This window comes from Streptococcus suis, from assembly GCF_019794615.1.
Taxonomy (GTDB): Bacteria; Bacillota; Bacilli; order Lactobacillales; family Streptococcaceae; genus Streptococcus; species Streptococcus suis_AI.
This window is the reverse complement of the sequence record NZ_JAIMDU010000030.1, coordinates 15,581-30,546: the sequence shown is the minus strand read 5'-3', so window position 1 is coordinate 30,546 and position 14,966 is coordinate 15,581. Positions and strand designations below refer to the sequence as shown.

The window sequence follows — 14,966 nt, the reverse complement described above, 5'->3', positions numbered from 1 at the left end:
ACAGTACGAGAAAGTACGCAAGAAATATATACAAAAATTTGACAAAAAAATAGCGCTATATCAACGATTAGAGCACTTTTGTGTCATTCAAACTGTCAAACTCCCGAACTTAAAATAATATGACAAATATGATAGATAGGTTGCAATTTGTTCACAATTCGATTTCTCATGCTATAATTAAGAAAAAGTCAGGAGTAAACCTATGAAAAGCATCGTTTTAATACACGGTACCTGGTGTAATGGCTCATTCTGGGGAGACTTTGCTAGTCAGTTAGAAAAAACTGGCTTACAGATCCATACCCCTAGTTTACGCTATCACGATTTACCCTATGAAGAAGGGATCAAAAAAGTCGGTGACGTTAGTTTGACAGACTATGTGGATGACTTGGTATCCTTGGTCGAAAGTCTAGAAGAGCCACCTTTACTTCTGGGTCACTCACTTGGATGTCTCTTAGCCCAAATGGTTGCGGAACGGACCCCTGTTGCTGGCATGATTCTCATTGGCCCTGCCCCAACTGCCGATATCTTCGCTCTTTATCCAACCATGCTTGCCAGTTTCTTACCCCATTTTCTTCGCTGGGGATTTTGGAAAAAACCTATTCCACCTTATAAAAAAGCCTTCTTTTCTTACTGCCTCAATGCGCAGGATCCTAGTATAAAAGAAAAGCTCTATCAAAACCTCGTCCCTGACTCAGGCAAGGTTTACACACAAATGGCCTTTCCATTCCTAGATAAAAGCAGAGCAGGCTATGTGGACTTTCGTAGCATTACCGGGCCTGTCTTAGTCATCACAGGAAGTGAGGACAAAATGACTGTCTCTGCCATCGCCAGAAAAACAGCACATAATTACAAAAATTCTGTTCTAGTCTCACTAACAGGGGCTGATCATATGTACCCAACTGGAAAATTTCAAGGTAAAACCCTTTCTGTTATTCGAGCATGGTTGGAAGAACAGGAATTTATCTAATACTCTTCGAACATCTAAAATCTAGTTTGTTAAGAGCCCTGGTAACTAAAAAGCACCGATGGCGCTTTTCGGCCTATTTCTTTGAAATGAGAAAGTGACAGAGTTCTACCTTCGGCTTAATGATGCGAACACAGTTCTGTTGATTTTCAGCCATCAAAATCTCCCAAATTGTTGAAGCTAGGTTACTGTTGATTTTCATTGAGTATAAATAAACGACCTCCAATACGGAAGTCGTTTCTTGATATAATTATTTTATTTCACAACGATACTGACGTTGCTTCAACAGTCTGGGAATAGAAGGAAATAAAACGTGTCAAAACAGTTCAGTAAAACTGTTGGAAATGAGAATGCAAACCTAGTTTAACAGGTTGAGATACAAAATACTATTGCACTCTATAGCTTTCTTCAAAATTAGTTCCAGTCTCTTTTCCTTGAGATTTTCGCAACTGAAGCGAGACTTAGCAGCCCAAGCACTGTAAGTGCCAGTCCAGATTCACTACCTGTACTTGGTAATACTGTAGTTTTATTCTGACTTGCAGTACCTGGTTGGACTGGAGTAGCCAAGCCAGGTTGTGCCGGTATCGCAGGCTGTTCTGGTGTAAATGGAACTTCTGGATTAGATGGATGCTCAGGAACGACTGGAACTTCTGGTTCTGGTGTTACAGGAATATCTGGTGTAGTTGGATAGTAAGGCATATGTGGTTTTAGCCCATATCCACCAACACCACTCCAGTCAATGTAACCATCATTTTCTCCTGGCAAATACGCTGTATCAAATGTTCCAACGGTATTTTTAGTATCACTAGATTCATCCCAAATCCAATCACCTTGCTCAGTCATTTTTGCTAAAACACGTGTTGTATTATCAGGAAGGATTTGAATCAAAAAGCTTGGGGCCCAAGTAGAGTTATTTCCTTTACCAGCAACTTCATTCCGGTTAGTCATGTAGGCTGTGACAAGTAGCGTATCAGAAGAACCCTCAACTGGAACTGCATAATAAGAATAAGTAGCTGTTCTCCAGTCTGCTGGCACAGATGCAGTTAAAACTACTCCAGAATGATTCAATGGAGAGTAACCTGAAGTCAAACTATCTGATACATACCCTAGCATAACAACATTGTCACCAACAACTGAATTTGCAAGATTCCATGCTGTATTGTTACTTCCATGATTCAATCTTGATGCTGCAAATAGATAATATTTATCCCCTAACTTCACAACATTTGGACGCTCAATCTCATCACTCACCATTGGTGAACTAACTAGTGGAGTATAGTACTCTTGAATTGTTGGATTTTTTTCAGTTCCTGACAGCTTTAAAATACCAATTGCTGCATTCGCAAATTTAGCTCGCTCATACATATCTGAGTTTTCTAAAATTGCAAAGAGACTCTTGATATTGTATGCAGCATCTCCACCATAGTTAGCCCAGTTATAGATTTGATTCTCACCTTGATAATTCTGAGTACCAGTACTTGCTTCAAAAATAAGGTAACGAGAGCCATCAGCATCCTCAATGACATGTGGATCACGCATAGCAATATTATCAGCACCTGTGAATGTCTCTCTCCATTGTGCATAGCTTTGATAATAATAACCATCTCCTCCTTCTGGAGTCAGTACAGTATCATTATCAACTGAAACTAGATATACATCACTATCATCATAAGCAAGATTTAAAGTTGCCGTTGCTAATTGTTGATTGTTACTATTATTATCACTTGTATCTACGTGTGTATAATACAATTGAATAGAGCCATCACTATTAACAACTGCAGAACCTGACCATTGTTGAATCAATGATGTTGATTTATAGCCAAAAATTGCTCCTGCGTTCTTCCAATTATCAAATGTATTATCCGCATATTTATTATACAAGAGGTAGAGATGATTATCATTTGTATTCGGAACACCCATCATCGCAACTACCAATTGATAGCCATTCCAATTTACAACCTCACCAGTCTTAATATCCTGAACTGGCCATGAATCCCAAACATCTAAATCTGCAACTTCCCCAGTCTGAGCATCACGAGTTGTTGCAGCTGCCATATTTTTAATCGCAGCAGCATTAAAATATGGAATAGCATATTGTTCATCTTGTGCAACTAAAGTATTTGCAATTTCTTCAAATTGCTTATAGGTCATTTGAGAGCCCGTTTCCGCGGTCACATCCCTTTTGATTTTATTCAATGCATCTTTTTGTGCTTCAGTTAAGGTTGATAAATCAAGGTTAGCTTCTAATGCAATTGCATACGCTTCTTCTGTCAAACCATATGATGCAGCTGATGGAATTGGTGCTGAAGTTGTTGAAACACTTGATTCTAAAGTTGCCATTTCATTTGAAGTAACTTCAACATCAGCTGTTGTAGTATCCGAAGATGGTGTCACAGTATTTTCAGCAACTGAATTAAGTTCTTCATTAACACTTTTCTCAGTAGTTGCGTTGATAACTTCATTCGCATTACTTACAACATCTGCGTCTGTAGCTTGCGTCTCTGAGTTATCTACCGTCGAAACAGAAGAATCTGTTACGGTTTCTGAACCTTCTGATTCAGTTGTCGTATCTGAAACGACTGAATCAGAAGTTTTTGTAGAGCTAGTATCCTCTGTTGTAGATTCTACCGTTACTGTTGACTCAGAAGTCGTTGTTGGACTAGTTGTTTCTACAGTGTCGGCAGAAGCTATTGTCGCATTTCCAGCAACGAATAAACTTGCAGCTGTAGCGCTAACGACAATCCAATTTTTCTTTGATTTACGCATTTTTTTACGCATTACTAACTCCAATTTTCTATTAAATTTATTTTAAGTTTCATTATACTTACAAATTTTTTAATTGTCAAATATTTATGAAAGTTTTCAACGATATATTTTCATCGTTTTCCGAAGAAAGTACTTTCAGATTCTGTGTCGATTGATTTCCAAATCTTGCAACAGTGTAAGATTGACCATCTGGAAAGAAAAATTCAATAACTCGATTGTCCGTATATATATCAATTTGAAACTTCTCCCATTGACTCACATCTAATGATACTTGGTAACCATTACCTTCTCCTAGTAAACCATCGAAATAATAGCTAGACGCTAACTGTCCTTCTATACCGTTATCTAGTTCACTTGACCGTGCACTCACCCGTAGTTTCCCAGTTTCAACGTCTAACATCAATTTGATATAATCTACACCTTGCCAAATTTCAACATATACTTCACCCTTTGGCATCTCATTTGAAGTCAGTTGGAATCTTTTCTGATTTTGTAGATCTTTTAAATAGATCAAGCCGTTTACTCTTTTGCCATTTTGTTGTATCTGAGTAAATGGTTTCCCCTCTTGTGTAAGCGGATTAGCTGCCGTAATATTTTTTATCTCTTTATCAATCAAATATTTATCTGTAATAACATTTTGTTCAATAGCCAGTTTGTCATTTAATTTAATCTCTCGTGCCAAACTATATGAACCCAAGTGATTAATGTAGTTACTTTTGGCTTCTTGATCACTATGAACCCCTTTTGCAGAGTAGTTCCAGTTTCCAATCCAACCCATTGTAGTTATAAAATCATTCTTCTCATCGAGTGACTCACTTCCAGAAAAATTTGCTCCATAATAATCCGAACCGTAATCCAATCTTTTCGTATCACATTCCGCTACAAAAAGACCGTTGTTATCTAAATGACCTACCGTATAATAAGTACCTGTCGTTTCCCCCATCGTGGTATCTTTTGCACCAAAAAATAGGACTTGCTTTTCTTCACCATTAGTTGTTTTCATCGTTTTTATGACAGGACATTCGACAGGGGCATTACCTGCCCAGCTTCTACCTCTAAAAAATGTCGATGCAAGAACTTTACTCTGACCTTGCTCATCAGCTTTTGCCCAATGTATACCATCTTTTGACTGGTAAACACCTATAACATCACCTTCTGCTACATACATTAATAATCTATCTTTATAATTAACAACATATGGATCCCTTAAATCAGTTTGATTATCTGACAGGTTCGTTGTTAGGACTGGTTTCCCATCATTTAAAACATGGGAATAAGTTTTACCATCCTCAGACCAAAGTATCCATATATTTTGGCTACCGTCATCTTTTTTCAGCCCGGAGATATAAGCAATTTTTCCATTATGTGGTACATCTTTAAATAGTAGTTGACTATTTGTGATGACTGAACCTGTCCATGCTGATTTCCAACCTTGTGTAACATCTCCTCCACTAGAGGGTATTGCACGGTTTTGTGCTGAATAGTTTATAAAATCAGTAGTTGTTGTGTGGTACCAATCCTGACCATTTTCTCCGAAAGGATTAGCAGCTCCATCCTTAGAATGCAAAAAATAAATATCATAATACTCCTTTTGCTCATTCCAAGAAATAGTTTGTAAATCATTTGACCAATTGTCTTCTACAGTTAAATGATAAGACTTAGATTGATTTGATGATTGAGTACGACATGAAAATAATATCAAAAATATCGGTAAATAAAATAAGCTAATCCTGATTAAATCTTTTTTCATAGGCTTCATTATAGCTTGAATACTTGCCAATTGCAATTTTGTTGCAAGAAGGACAAGTATTAGTTGATCATAACAAAAAGCAACTATCTACCAATCAATTGGAAAATATGTGTTTTTAATTTTGGGAATATTTTTGGTACATTTTTTCTTTATGACATTACTTTTGATACAAACCACAGTATTTTACTTATACACTTGTTTGAGGGATTAAATTTTGCTATTTTCTTTTTCATACGAAAACTAAAAATGTAAATGCAATCCTATCCATTATAACAAGGAGCTTTTCTGTCTAATTCATGTCGTATTATTATATTTTTATGCATTTTTATTTAACAAATAATTAGTAGAAAAGCTACTTCCCATTGATTACTAGAATCATCCAGCCACAATCATAAAGCCCCCGCTTAGATCTTTTCTAGCGAGGGCTCTCTTCTTTGTTTTATGGATAAGGACAGAAACCGTCACAACTGACGCTCCCCCCTAATGACGAGTCCGATTACTTCACAACAATATTCACCAATTTAGTTGGCTCCAACAGTCTACGGATAGGCTGTTGGAGGTTGGAAATGGACAAACAAACGAGGCAATCGTTACTTGGTAACGATATTCACGAGTTTGTTTGCAACAACAATCACCTTCACCACTGTTTGCCCAGTGATTTCAGCTTGGACTTTTTCATCTGCAAGGGCAACTTTTTCAAGTTCAGCTGGTGATAGGTCTTTGGCTACGGTCAAGCGAGCTTTTACTTTACCCTTGATTTGGACAACGATTTCCACTTCGCTTTCTACCAGCTTACTTTCGTCATATGTTGGCCAAGCGACATATGAGATAGACTCAACTGACTTAGTCAAACCTTGCCATAACTCTTCTGCCAAGTGCGGTGCAAATGGGGCGATCAATTGGGCAAAGCCTTTGGCGTATTCGACGTAGAGCTTGTCTTCCTTGTTGGCTGCGTTGACAAAAATCATGAGCTGGGCGATAGCCGTGTTGAATTTCAGGTCTTCAATATGCTCTGTCACCGTCTTAACAGTTTCATTGTAAACTTTATCAAGCGCTCCGCTATTTTCCGCCACAAGCTCCTTGGTCGTCAAGAGGCGATAAACACGGTCAAGGAACTTACGGCTGCCCTCGAGACCTTCTTCTGACCATGCAATTGACGCATCAAGTGGACCCATGAACATTTCATAAACGCGGAGAGTGTCCGCACCGAATTGCTCGACCACATCATCTGGGTTGACCACGTTTTTAAGAGACTTAGACATCTTAGCAGGTGCCTGCTCCAACTCTTCACCAGTTTCGATGTTGAAGAAGGAACCATCACGTTTTTCAACCTTATCTGTCGCTACAAGGGCCCCACGGCTGTCGCGGTAGCTAGTTCCCAAAATCATCCCTTGGTTAAAGAGTTTTTGGAATGGCTCTTTGGTCGGTACAACGCCAAGGTCATAGAGGAACTTGTGCCAGAAGCGAGCATAAAGCAGGTGAAGGACTGCATGCTCGGCACCACCGATGTAGATGTCCACTGGCAACCAAGCTTTGAGAAGCTCCTCGTCTGCCAATTTCTCATCGTTGTGTGGGTCGATATAGCGGAGGTAGTACCAGCTAGAACCCGCCCATTGTGGCATGGTGTTGGTCTCACGGCGACCTTTGACGCCGTCTTCACGTGTCACCTCTAACCAGTCTGTCAAGTTAGCAAGTGGTGATTCACCTGTACCTGAAGGCTTGATGTCTGAGGTTTTTGGCAATACCAGAGGTAACTCATTTTCAGGTACTGCTGTGGAAGTGCCGTCTTCCCAGTGGATGATTGGAATTGGCTCACCCCAATAACGCTGACGGCTGAAGAGCCAGTCACGGAGGCGGTAGGAAATTTTCTCCTGACCAACACCATTTTCTTCCAACCAAGCAACCATTTTAGCAATGGCCTCTTCCTTATTCAGACCATCTAGGAAGTCTGAATTAAGGTGAAGACCATCTTCTGTGTAAGGTGCTTCTTCTACATTACCACCTTCCAAAACCGGAATGATGTCCAAACCAAACTGTTTGGCAAATTCCCAGTCACGCTCATCGTGGGCAGGAACAGCCATAATAGCACCTGTTCCGTAGCTCACAAGCACGTAGTCTGAAATCCAGATCGGAATTTCACGACCATTGACTGGGTTAATAGCATTGGCACCTGTCCAAACACCTGTCTTGTCTTTAGCAAGGTCTGTACGAGCAAGGTCTGATTTAAGAGAAGCTTGGCGTTTATACTCTGCCACAGCTTCTGCCTGCTCAGGCGATGTAATGCTATCAACCAAGTCATGCTCAGGGGCAAGAACAGCGTAGGTCGCACCAAAAAGGGTATCTGGACGAGTTGTGAAAACAGTGAAGTCCTTGTCTGTGTTCTTGATCTTGAAGGTCACATTGGCACCTGTTGACTTGCCAATCCAGTTGCGCTGCATATCCTTGATTGACTCTGGCCAGTCAACATCTTCCAAGTCATTGAGCAGACGTTCTGCATAGGCAGTGATTTTCAGCATCCATTGACGCATTGGCTTGCGGACAACCGGGTAGCCACCACGCTCAGACGTTCCGTCAGGAAGGACCTCTTCGTTGGCGATAGCTGTTCCCAATTCTTCTACCCAGTTTACAGGCACTTCTGCCTCGTAGGCCAGGCCTTTTTCATACAACTTAGTGAAAATCCACTGAGTCCACTTGTAGTAGTTAGGATCTGTTGTATTAACCTCACGGTCCCAGTCGTAAGAAAAGCCAAGGGCATTAATCTGACGCTTGAAGTTGGCAATGTTTTCTGCTGTAAAGTCAGCTGGGTCATTTCCCGTATCCATAGCGTATTGCTCCGCTGGAAGACCAAAGGCATCCCACCCCATTGGGTGAAGGACGTTGTAGCCTTGGGCACGCTTGTAACGGCTGAGAATGTCCGTCGCCGTATAGCCCTCAGGGTGACCAACGTGCAAGCCTGCACCAGACGGATAAGGGAACATGTCTAGGGCATAAAAGTTTGGCTTATCTGCATCTGTTCCCGTTTTAAATGTGTGATTTTTTGCCCAAAATTCCTGCCATTTGGGCTCGATTTCCTTGTGATTGTAGAAGCTCATATCATTTCTCCATGTCAATAAATTATCTTTACTATTATATCACGAAATAAGGAAAGAAAAAAGGTAGAAATAAACGCAAACTACTGGGTATCCAGAGGAAAAAAACAAAAATAATGTTGTTTTTTACATCAATCGATCATCATTTCTCCAAGTATTCCTTTACATCCTCAATCGCTCCCATCCCATCTTGTAATCCAGCCTGGTAAATTTCTTCAAATTTTTCTGGATTCTTCTCTAAACGGCCAATTTGTAAAGCTTGATGAGGACGGATAACATAAATCTGGCCTTCATTTTCTAGCTGGATGATTTTTTCGACAGTTTGATTATAATGTTGATACCGTTTTGATGCGACAGATACAAATTTAGGATACTTTCTATAAAACATGCGGTATATCCGTCCGCTTGAAGCCTTTTTACGATAAGTAATTGGCTGCGTCAAGATAACAATGAGTTTGTCAAAGCCAAGACTTTTGGCAAATTCAACAGGAATAGAATCTGATAATCCACCATCTAAGTATTTTTTACCATCAACTTCGACAATTTTTGAAACGAGAGGCAATGCTGAACTGGCGCGCAACAATTCCATTTGCTCAAAGACATGATCAATTTTGTAATATTCTGGCTGACCGGTTTCAATATTGGTCACCGTCACATAGAACGGAACTCCTGACTGCGCAAAAGAATCTTGATCAAACCTATCTAACTCCATTGGTACCTTGTAATAAGTAAAGTCTTTGTTGACCATATTGCCTGTTGTCAACCAAGACCGTAATCCCATATACTGCTTATCTTTAATAAAACGCTTATTATAGCGAATCGCTCTGCCTCTTTGTTTGGAAAGGAAATTAACTCCAAAAAGTGCTCCTGCGGAAACTGAAACCACCCCATCAACATGAATATCAGCATCTAAAAAAGCATCTAGAACACCCGCAGTATAAAGGCCTCGCATACCCCCACCTTCTAAAACTAGACCAACTTTCATCTGTAGCACCTCCTAAAATTACCTTCTATTGTAGCAAAAAATCCCGTCGAAACGAGATTTTTGCTATATGATATTCAATGAAACTGAACATCCGACTGGGTAATGCAGGCACAGCTTGGGATCTGTTCTTTTTCTATTTCAAGGGAATTAGCTGAAAAGAACCACTAGACCCTTTTACTTAGCAAATCGAATTACCAAGGTTCGATGTTGAGTGTTACAATGTTACCAAATAATTACACGGTCTTCTTTAGCACGCCACATGCCGTCGCCTTCTTGAACGCCAAAGGTTTCATGGAATTCATCGAAGTTTGGCAACTGGATGTTGGTACGCAGGTGACCTGGTGCATGGACATCCACACTTGCCAACATCTGCATGAACTCAGGACGGGCCTTCATTCGCCAGATACGAGCAAAGTTGGTGAAGAATTCCTCAGCGGAGAAGTCTTCTTCTGACTTGGCTGCTTCTAAGGCTGCTGCAATCCCACCAAGGTCGGCAATGTTTTCTGACACGGTCAATTTACCATTGATTTTGGAACCATAAGAATCCTGACCTTCAAACTGGTCAATAACCTGCTGGGTACGAGATTCAAAAGCTGCATAGTCTTCTTCTGTCCACCAGTTATTGAGACTACCATGCTCATCAAAGGAGGCACCGTTTGAGTCAAAGGCATGGGAAATCTCGTGGGCAATCACAGCACCGATACCGCCGTAGTTAGCTGATGAAGACTGTTCTAGCGAGTAGAAAGGCGCCTGCAAAATGGCTGCTGGAAAGACAATCAAGTTTTTCTGTGGGTTGTAGTAGGCATTGACCATGTGAGCTGGCATACCCCACTCCTTAATGTCCACAGGCTTGTTCCACTTACTCCAACCATGAGCAATATCAATCTTGTTTAGTTCGATAGCATTGTCCACCAAGGACTTGCTTGGGTCAATAATCTTCTTATAATAACGCTCTGGCAAGGCATCTGGGTAACCAATGTAAGGCTTGATAACATTGAGTTTGACAATGGCTTTGTCACGCGTTTCCTGAGCCAACCAGTCTGCCGTTTCCAAACGAGACTTGTAGACCTCAATCATCTTGGCAACTTTTGCTTCCACATCGGCTTTGGCTTCTGGCGAGAATTTTTCTCCAGCATACCAAAGACCGAGGGCTTGGTTAAAGTAACCTTGTGCCAGATTGTAGGCTGCTTTTTCTTGGTTTTGAGCCTGCGGTGTACCAGAAAGGGCACGGCTATAGGCTCCTGCTAGAATACGAATTTCATCCGACAGGAAGGCTGTATAAGCTCCTGCCGCTTTCAAAATCAAGGTCGCTTTCAAAAGTTCCCAGTTATCCGCACTGTAAATGTCCTTGGCAGCCTGCCAGAAGCGTTCCTCAGGCACGATAATCTTGTCTGGCGTTTGCCCTAAAATAGCTGTGAAGAAAGCATCCAACGGCAACTCTGGTGCCAAGGTAGTAAAATCTGCCCACTCATACGGATGATAGAGTTTGGCATATTCAGACCCCTCTTCATTTGACAAGACGTACTTGGCAATCTTAGCATCTAGTTCCAAACGTTTGTCTAATAGGTCCTTGATTTCTTCATCTGAAAAACCAAACTTAGGTAAGAGGGCCTCTTGACTCTCTCTCCACGTTTTGAGCAATTCTGCTCCTTTTTCATGACCTTCTTCATAGTAGGTCGTATCTGGTAAGATAATACCTAATGAATCTGCCCAAAGAACATTTATTGTCGCATCCATAAAGTCAGGTGCCACACCAAAAGGCATGAGGTTTGGCTTGCCTGCCAACTCATATTCTGCCAGCTTGCTGGTAAATTCTTCGAAAGAGTTGAGAGCCTTGTACTCCGCAATCAAGGCTTGTGCCGGTTCTGCTCCCAAACGGTCACGGGTTTCATAGTCGGCTACTTGTTTGTGAAAGGCCACAAAGTTTTGCAAAATGCTATCTTCTGGGACGTTTTCTCCCGCTAACCAAGCATTGGTCGTGTCAATCATGAGCTTTTCAATCTCGTCCGCCAGGTCTGAGAAACCACCTGTTCTTGGCTTATCATCTGGAATCACGGCTGTTTTTGCCCATTCACCATTGACGTATTCGTAAAAATCATCTTGTAAGCGTGTCATTGATTTTCTCCTTTGTCTTTCTTAATGACTATAATAACAAAAAATTCTGACAATTTCACATGATAAATATATCTCTAACGCAAATTTTCTATTTATCAACAAGAATTTCTTAGTTGAGAATCTTCTGAAAAAGCATTTGTCCATTATTTAACTATTTTTTGTTATAATATTCTTAACTAGAAAGCGAGTTCTCATGACACCAAACAAAGAAGATTACCTAAAATGTATTTATGAACTGGGTCAATTAGACCAAAAAATTACCAATAAACTCATCGCAGAGAAGATGGCCTTCTCCGCACCAGCCGTTTCTGAAATGCTCAAAAAAATGGTAGCCGAAGGGCTCATTTCTAAGGATACCAAGGCAGGCTATCTCCTCAGCCAAACCGCACTTGAGATGGTATCTAGCCTCTACCGCAAGCACCGTCTGATTGAAGTCTTTCTGGTGGAACAACTCGGCTATTCTCCAGAGGAAGTCCATGAAGAGGCTGAGATTTTAGAGCACACTGTTTCAGATCACTTTATCAATCGCCTAGACCTACTACTAGAACAGCCCCAAACTTGTCCTCACGGCGGAAGCATTCCTCAAGCAGGTCAGCCACTCATCGAACGCTACCAGACACGACTCTCCCAACTCACTGAAACTGGATACTACCAACTTGTCCGTATACACGACTTTTATCAGCTCCTCCAGTACTTAGAACAACATGATTTAGCTGTCAGAGATCAGCTGGTTGTAACAGATTTTGATAGTTTTGCCCAAACGATTACTATTCAGTACAAGGGTAAAGAACTCGCAGTACCCACCACTATTGCTCAACAATTATACATAGAAAAAACCAATCGCCCCAATTAAACAGAGCGATTGGTTTTTAGTGTCCAACTACTTTTCATCAGTAACTATTACCTTACTTTTCTTTATCGCAAGAACAGTAAGCACGATAAGAATAACATTCCAAAGTAACAGAATCTTAACAGAGTTATCACTCATGGAAAAATTTGTTTCAATAAAGAAATCTGTATAGGCACCCATGAAGGTATAACTTACAACGGTTGCCACTCCTTCTTTCGCCAACGAAAACATTGGCAACAAGGCTACAATAAATGTAATAGGCAGTCCATTAATTTGAGCTTTTGATTGTGTATCAGATAACAAACCAATACACATATTAATCAGCATCACTGCTACCGTGGTTAGAAACATGACTGCTATATATTCGATATAGAGTCCTTCTAAATTGGCATCGGTCATCACCGGAAATAGAATCAAAGTAATCACCGTTAATATCAGTGGATGTATAAGGACAGACAGAATATATTCATGGTATCTCACGCCACTCAGCAACAGAGTTTTGAGCATGTTTTTTTCTTTCTCTTCAGCAATCATGGTTGAAATTGTCATCCCAATAGACATTGAAATCGCCATGGACAAACAGACAAACATGAGTTTCATTCCTGAGGCTTCCATAAAATTTTTATAAAGTAGAACGAGCATGAAAGGCAATAGAATCTGAACGGATAGATTTTTATTGCTTAATAAAATTTGATTTCTCAGCCATATCAAGGCATTCATTCTTCTAAACATTTAGCTTCTCTCCTGTCAATTGAATAAAGATATCTTCGAGCGTTGGCTCGCATGAGTGGACGGCAATTGCGTTCGATAGGTCATTATTGGTAAAGTTTGCAAACGGAATTTCTTTTTGACTAAAATCAGAATAGGTAATTCTTACCACTTTATCCTGATTGTATCTTTGAATAATATCTCTCGCAAGACCTTTTTCCACTAACCTACCTTTGTTTAGTAAGACTAACTCATCACAGAGCAAGGTAGCTTCACGCATATCGTGAGTTGTCAAGAAAATCGTTGTTCCTTGTTTTTTCAAATCCATAAGTAAGGCATGTATGGATTGAGAGGTAGTTGGATCTAGCCCACTTGTTGGTTCGTCAAGAAAGAGAATTTTTGGATTATTTAGTAATGCCCTGACAAGTAGCATGCGTTGTTTCATACCAGTTGATAACTTCTCAGCAGGTGTCTTCTTGCTGTCAAACAAGCCAACCTGTTTCAATAATTCATCTATTTTCCCTGCTTTAGCACCAAATAATTTTCCATACAACTGTAAATTCTTTTCCAATGACAGTTTTTCATAAAAACCACTTTTGTCACTGACAATTCCAATTTCTTCTAAATCCGATGGAGTCAAATCAGAAGAATCTTTGCCTAGCAACTTGCCCTTCCCGTGGTTTGCCTTCATCTGACCTGTTAAAATATTAATCATCGTTGTTTTACCAGAACCAGACGGCCCTAAGAATCCAAAGATGTTCCCCTCACGGATTTCAAAACTAATACTATTTAATGCAACTTTACTCCCAAACGACTTGGTAATCTTATCTGCTACAACCATAGTTTCTTTCATAACTTATCTCCTTAACTCATCGTGTCATTCTTTATAGTCCTAGTATAAGAAAAAAATAAAAAAAGCAACATGACATCTATGTCAGGTTGCATATTCAGCTCTTTAGAAACGTGCTAAATCGTTTTCCTTTTCCATCTTAAGATTCTTCACTAGAATATCATCATTCAGCATCTTTGCGAAGGCAATTGCCTTATCATATAATTCTTCTACTTTTTCCTTATCATTTTCCACTTCTAGATAGTATTTTGCCTCAAAAACGTAGACTACTGGTTTGTGTTGATAGTTCGTTGATTCCTCAATGATTTGGTGGTTGATTGGCTCTAACAGTCCAGTGGACTATTAAAGGTTGGAGATAGGATTTGTGAAACAAATCTCTGCAATTCGTGCTTCGCACTCCAAATCTGACCTATACGACTGTTGCGAACAAGTTCGCTCCATTTCCAACCTCAAAATGTTCACTGAACCTTTTGAGCTGTGCGGGGCGGTAGTAAAATAGTCCAGTGGAGTATTTTAGCCTGAAGCTACAAATATGGAGGCAAAAGGAACTCATTTTCTACTAGTTGTGTTCTGTACCACTCCCACCTAACTTTCAGAAATTAGAGCCACCGTCTTTACTTTTCCGCAAAAACTATAATAGCACAGTTAATAAAAAATTGTAGTCCAATTTACATCAAAAAACCAGCCTACTTGGGCTGGTCTTCTTGTAGTCGCTCTTTTAGGCGACGCCGATATAAAATCTGCGAAGGGATGAAGTAAAGAAAACTCACAAGAATAATCCAGCGTTTATCCACTCCGCTAAAGAAAATCACTAGAATCAAAATAAATGCAATCGTCAAATAAAAGAAATGATTGGTGAACAATTTTTTCATAGCCAGCCTCCATAACT

At 40.1% G+C, this 14,966-nt stretch carries 11 protein-coding genes; 2 read left to right on the top strand and 9 right to left on the bottom strand.

Features of this window, described 5'->3' with window-relative positions:
* Positions 1–202: 202 nt before the first annotated feature.
* The gene (locus K6V43_RS08735; protein WP_222382678.1) at positions 203–967 is read left to right on the top strand and encodes an alpha/beta fold hydrolase; all 765 of its coding nucleotides are present in this window, start codon (positions 203–205) and stop codon (positions 965–967) included.
* Between the two features lie 411 nt (positions 968–1,378).
* On the opposite strand, the gene K6V43_RS08730 is transcribed toward K6V43_RS08735, so the two are convergent.
* The 5 genes from K6V43_RS08730 to K6V43_RS08710 form a co-directional block, all read right to left on the bottom strand.
* Entirely contained in the window at positions 1,379–3,742 is a 2,364-nt protein-coding gene (locus tag K6V43_RS08730; protein WP_496108340.1) for a glycoside hydrolase family 68 protein, read from the bottom strand.
* A 64-nt stretch (positions 3,743–3,806) separates the two neighbouring features.
* Positions 3,807–5,480, bottom strand: a complete 1,674-nt coding sequence (locus tag K6V43_RS08725; RefSeq protein WP_222382675.1) for a glycoside hydrolase family protein — start codon at positions 5,478–5,480, stop codon at positions 3,807–3,809.
* A gap of 590 nt (positions 5,481–6,070) precedes the next feature.
* Positions 6,071–8,572, bottom strand: coding sequence for a leucine--tRNA ligase (leuS, locus tag K6V43_RS08720; RefSeq protein ID WP_222382674.1), 2,502 nt, complete (start codon positions 8,570–8,572; stop codon positions 6,071–6,073).
* 139 nt (positions 8,573–8,711) lie between these two features.
* Complete coding sequence (locus tag K6V43_RS08715) at positions 8,712–9,554, bottom strand: patatin family protein (protein WP_222382666.1); 843 nt, start codon at positions 9,552–9,554, stop codon at positions 8,712–8,714.
* A 222-nt stretch (positions 9,555–9,776) separates the two neighbouring features.
* On the bottom strand, positions 9,777–11,669 hold the full coding sequence (locus K6V43_RS08710) for a M13-type metalloendopeptidase (protein WP_222382664.1): 1,893 nt from the start codon (positions 11,667–11,669) through the stop codon (positions 9,777–9,779).
* 193 nt (positions 11,670–11,862) lie between these two features.
* Here K6V43_RS08710 and K6V43_RS08705 point away from each other — a divergent pair, with 193 nt between their 5' ends.
* On the top strand, positions 11,863–12,522 hold the full coding sequence (locus K6V43_RS08705; RefSeq protein ID WP_222382662.1) for a metal-dependent transcriptional regulator: 660 nt from the start codon (positions 11,863–11,865) through the stop codon (positions 12,520–12,522).
* Positions 12,523–12,549: 27 nt separating this feature from the next.
* Here the strand turns inward: K6V43_RS08705 and K6V43_RS08700 are convergent, their stop codons facing one another.
* From K6V43_RS08700 to K6V43_RS08685, 4 genes are all read right to left on the bottom strand, one after another.
* Positions 12,550–13,251, bottom strand: a complete 702-nt coding sequence (locus tag K6V43_RS08700) for an ABC transporter permease (RefSeq protein WP_222382660.1) — start codon at positions 13,249–13,251, stop codon at positions 12,550–12,552.
* Positions 13,244–14,080, bottom strand: coding sequence for an ABC transporter ATP-binding protein (locus tag K6V43_RS08695; protein WP_222382658.1), 837 nt, complete (start codon positions 14,078–14,080; stop codon positions 13,244–13,246). The genes K6V43_RS08700 and K6V43_RS08695 overlap by 8 nt, the downstream gene beginning before the upstream one ends.
* Before the next feature lie 102 nt (positions 14,081–14,182).
* Positions 14,183–14,380 carry a hypothetical protein gene (locus K6V43_RS08690; RefSeq protein WP_237396597.1) on the bottom strand — a complete coding sequence of 66 codons (198 nt, stop codon included), beginning with the start codon at positions 14,378–14,380 and terminating at the stop codon, positions 14,183–14,185.
* 383 nt (positions 14,381–14,763) lie between these two features.
* Positions 14,764–14,949, bottom strand: a complete 186-nt coding sequence (locus K6V43_RS08685) for a hypothetical protein (RefSeq protein ID WP_024396731.1) — start codon at positions 14,947–14,949, stop codon at positions 14,764–14,766.
* Positions 14,950–14,966 lie beyond the last annotated feature (17 nt).

Excerpts from the sequence above, each read along its gene's own strand:
- K6V43_RS08695 (WP_222382658.1), bottom strand. The coding sequence starts at position 14,080 with ATGAAAGAAACTATGGTTGTAGCAGATAAGATTACCAAGTCGTTTGGG.
- K6V43_RS08685 (WP_024396731.1), bottom strand. The coding sequence starts at position 14,949 with ATGAAAAAATTGTTCACCAATCATTTCTTTTATTTGACGATTGCATTT.
- leuS (WP_222382674.1), bottom strand. The coding sequence starts at position 8,572 with ATGAGCTTCTACAATCACAAGGAAATCGAGCCCAAATGGCAGGAATTT.
- K6V43_RS08705 (WP_222382662.1), top strand. The coding sequence starts at position 11,863 with ATGACACCAAACAAAGAAGATTACCTAAAATGTATTTATGAACTGGGT.
- K6V43_RS08700 (WP_222382660.1), bottom strand. The coding sequence starts at position 13,251 with ATGTTTAGAAGAATGAATGCCTTGATATGGCTGAGAAATCAAATTTTA.
- K6V43_RS08715 (WP_222382666.1), bottom strand. The coding sequence starts at position 9,554 with ATGAAAGTTGGTCTAGTTTTAGAAGGTGGGGGTATGCGAGGCCTTTAT.
- K6V43_RS08725 (WP_222382675.1), bottom strand. The coding sequence starts at position 5,480 with ATGAAAAAAGATTTAATCAGGATTAGCTTATTTTATTTACCGATATTT.
- K6V43_RS08730 (WP_496108340.1), bottom strand. The coding sequence starts at position 3,742 with ATGCGTAAAAAAATGCGTAAATCAAAGAAAAATTGGATTGTCGTTAGC.
- K6V43_RS08735 (WP_222382678.1), top strand. The coding sequence starts at position 203 with ATGAAAAGCATCGTTTTAATACACGGTACCTGGTGTAATGGCTCATTC.
- K6V43_RS08710 (WP_222382664.1), bottom strand. The coding sequence starts at position 11,669 with ATGACACGCTTACAAGATGATTTTTACGAATACGTCAATGGTGAATGG.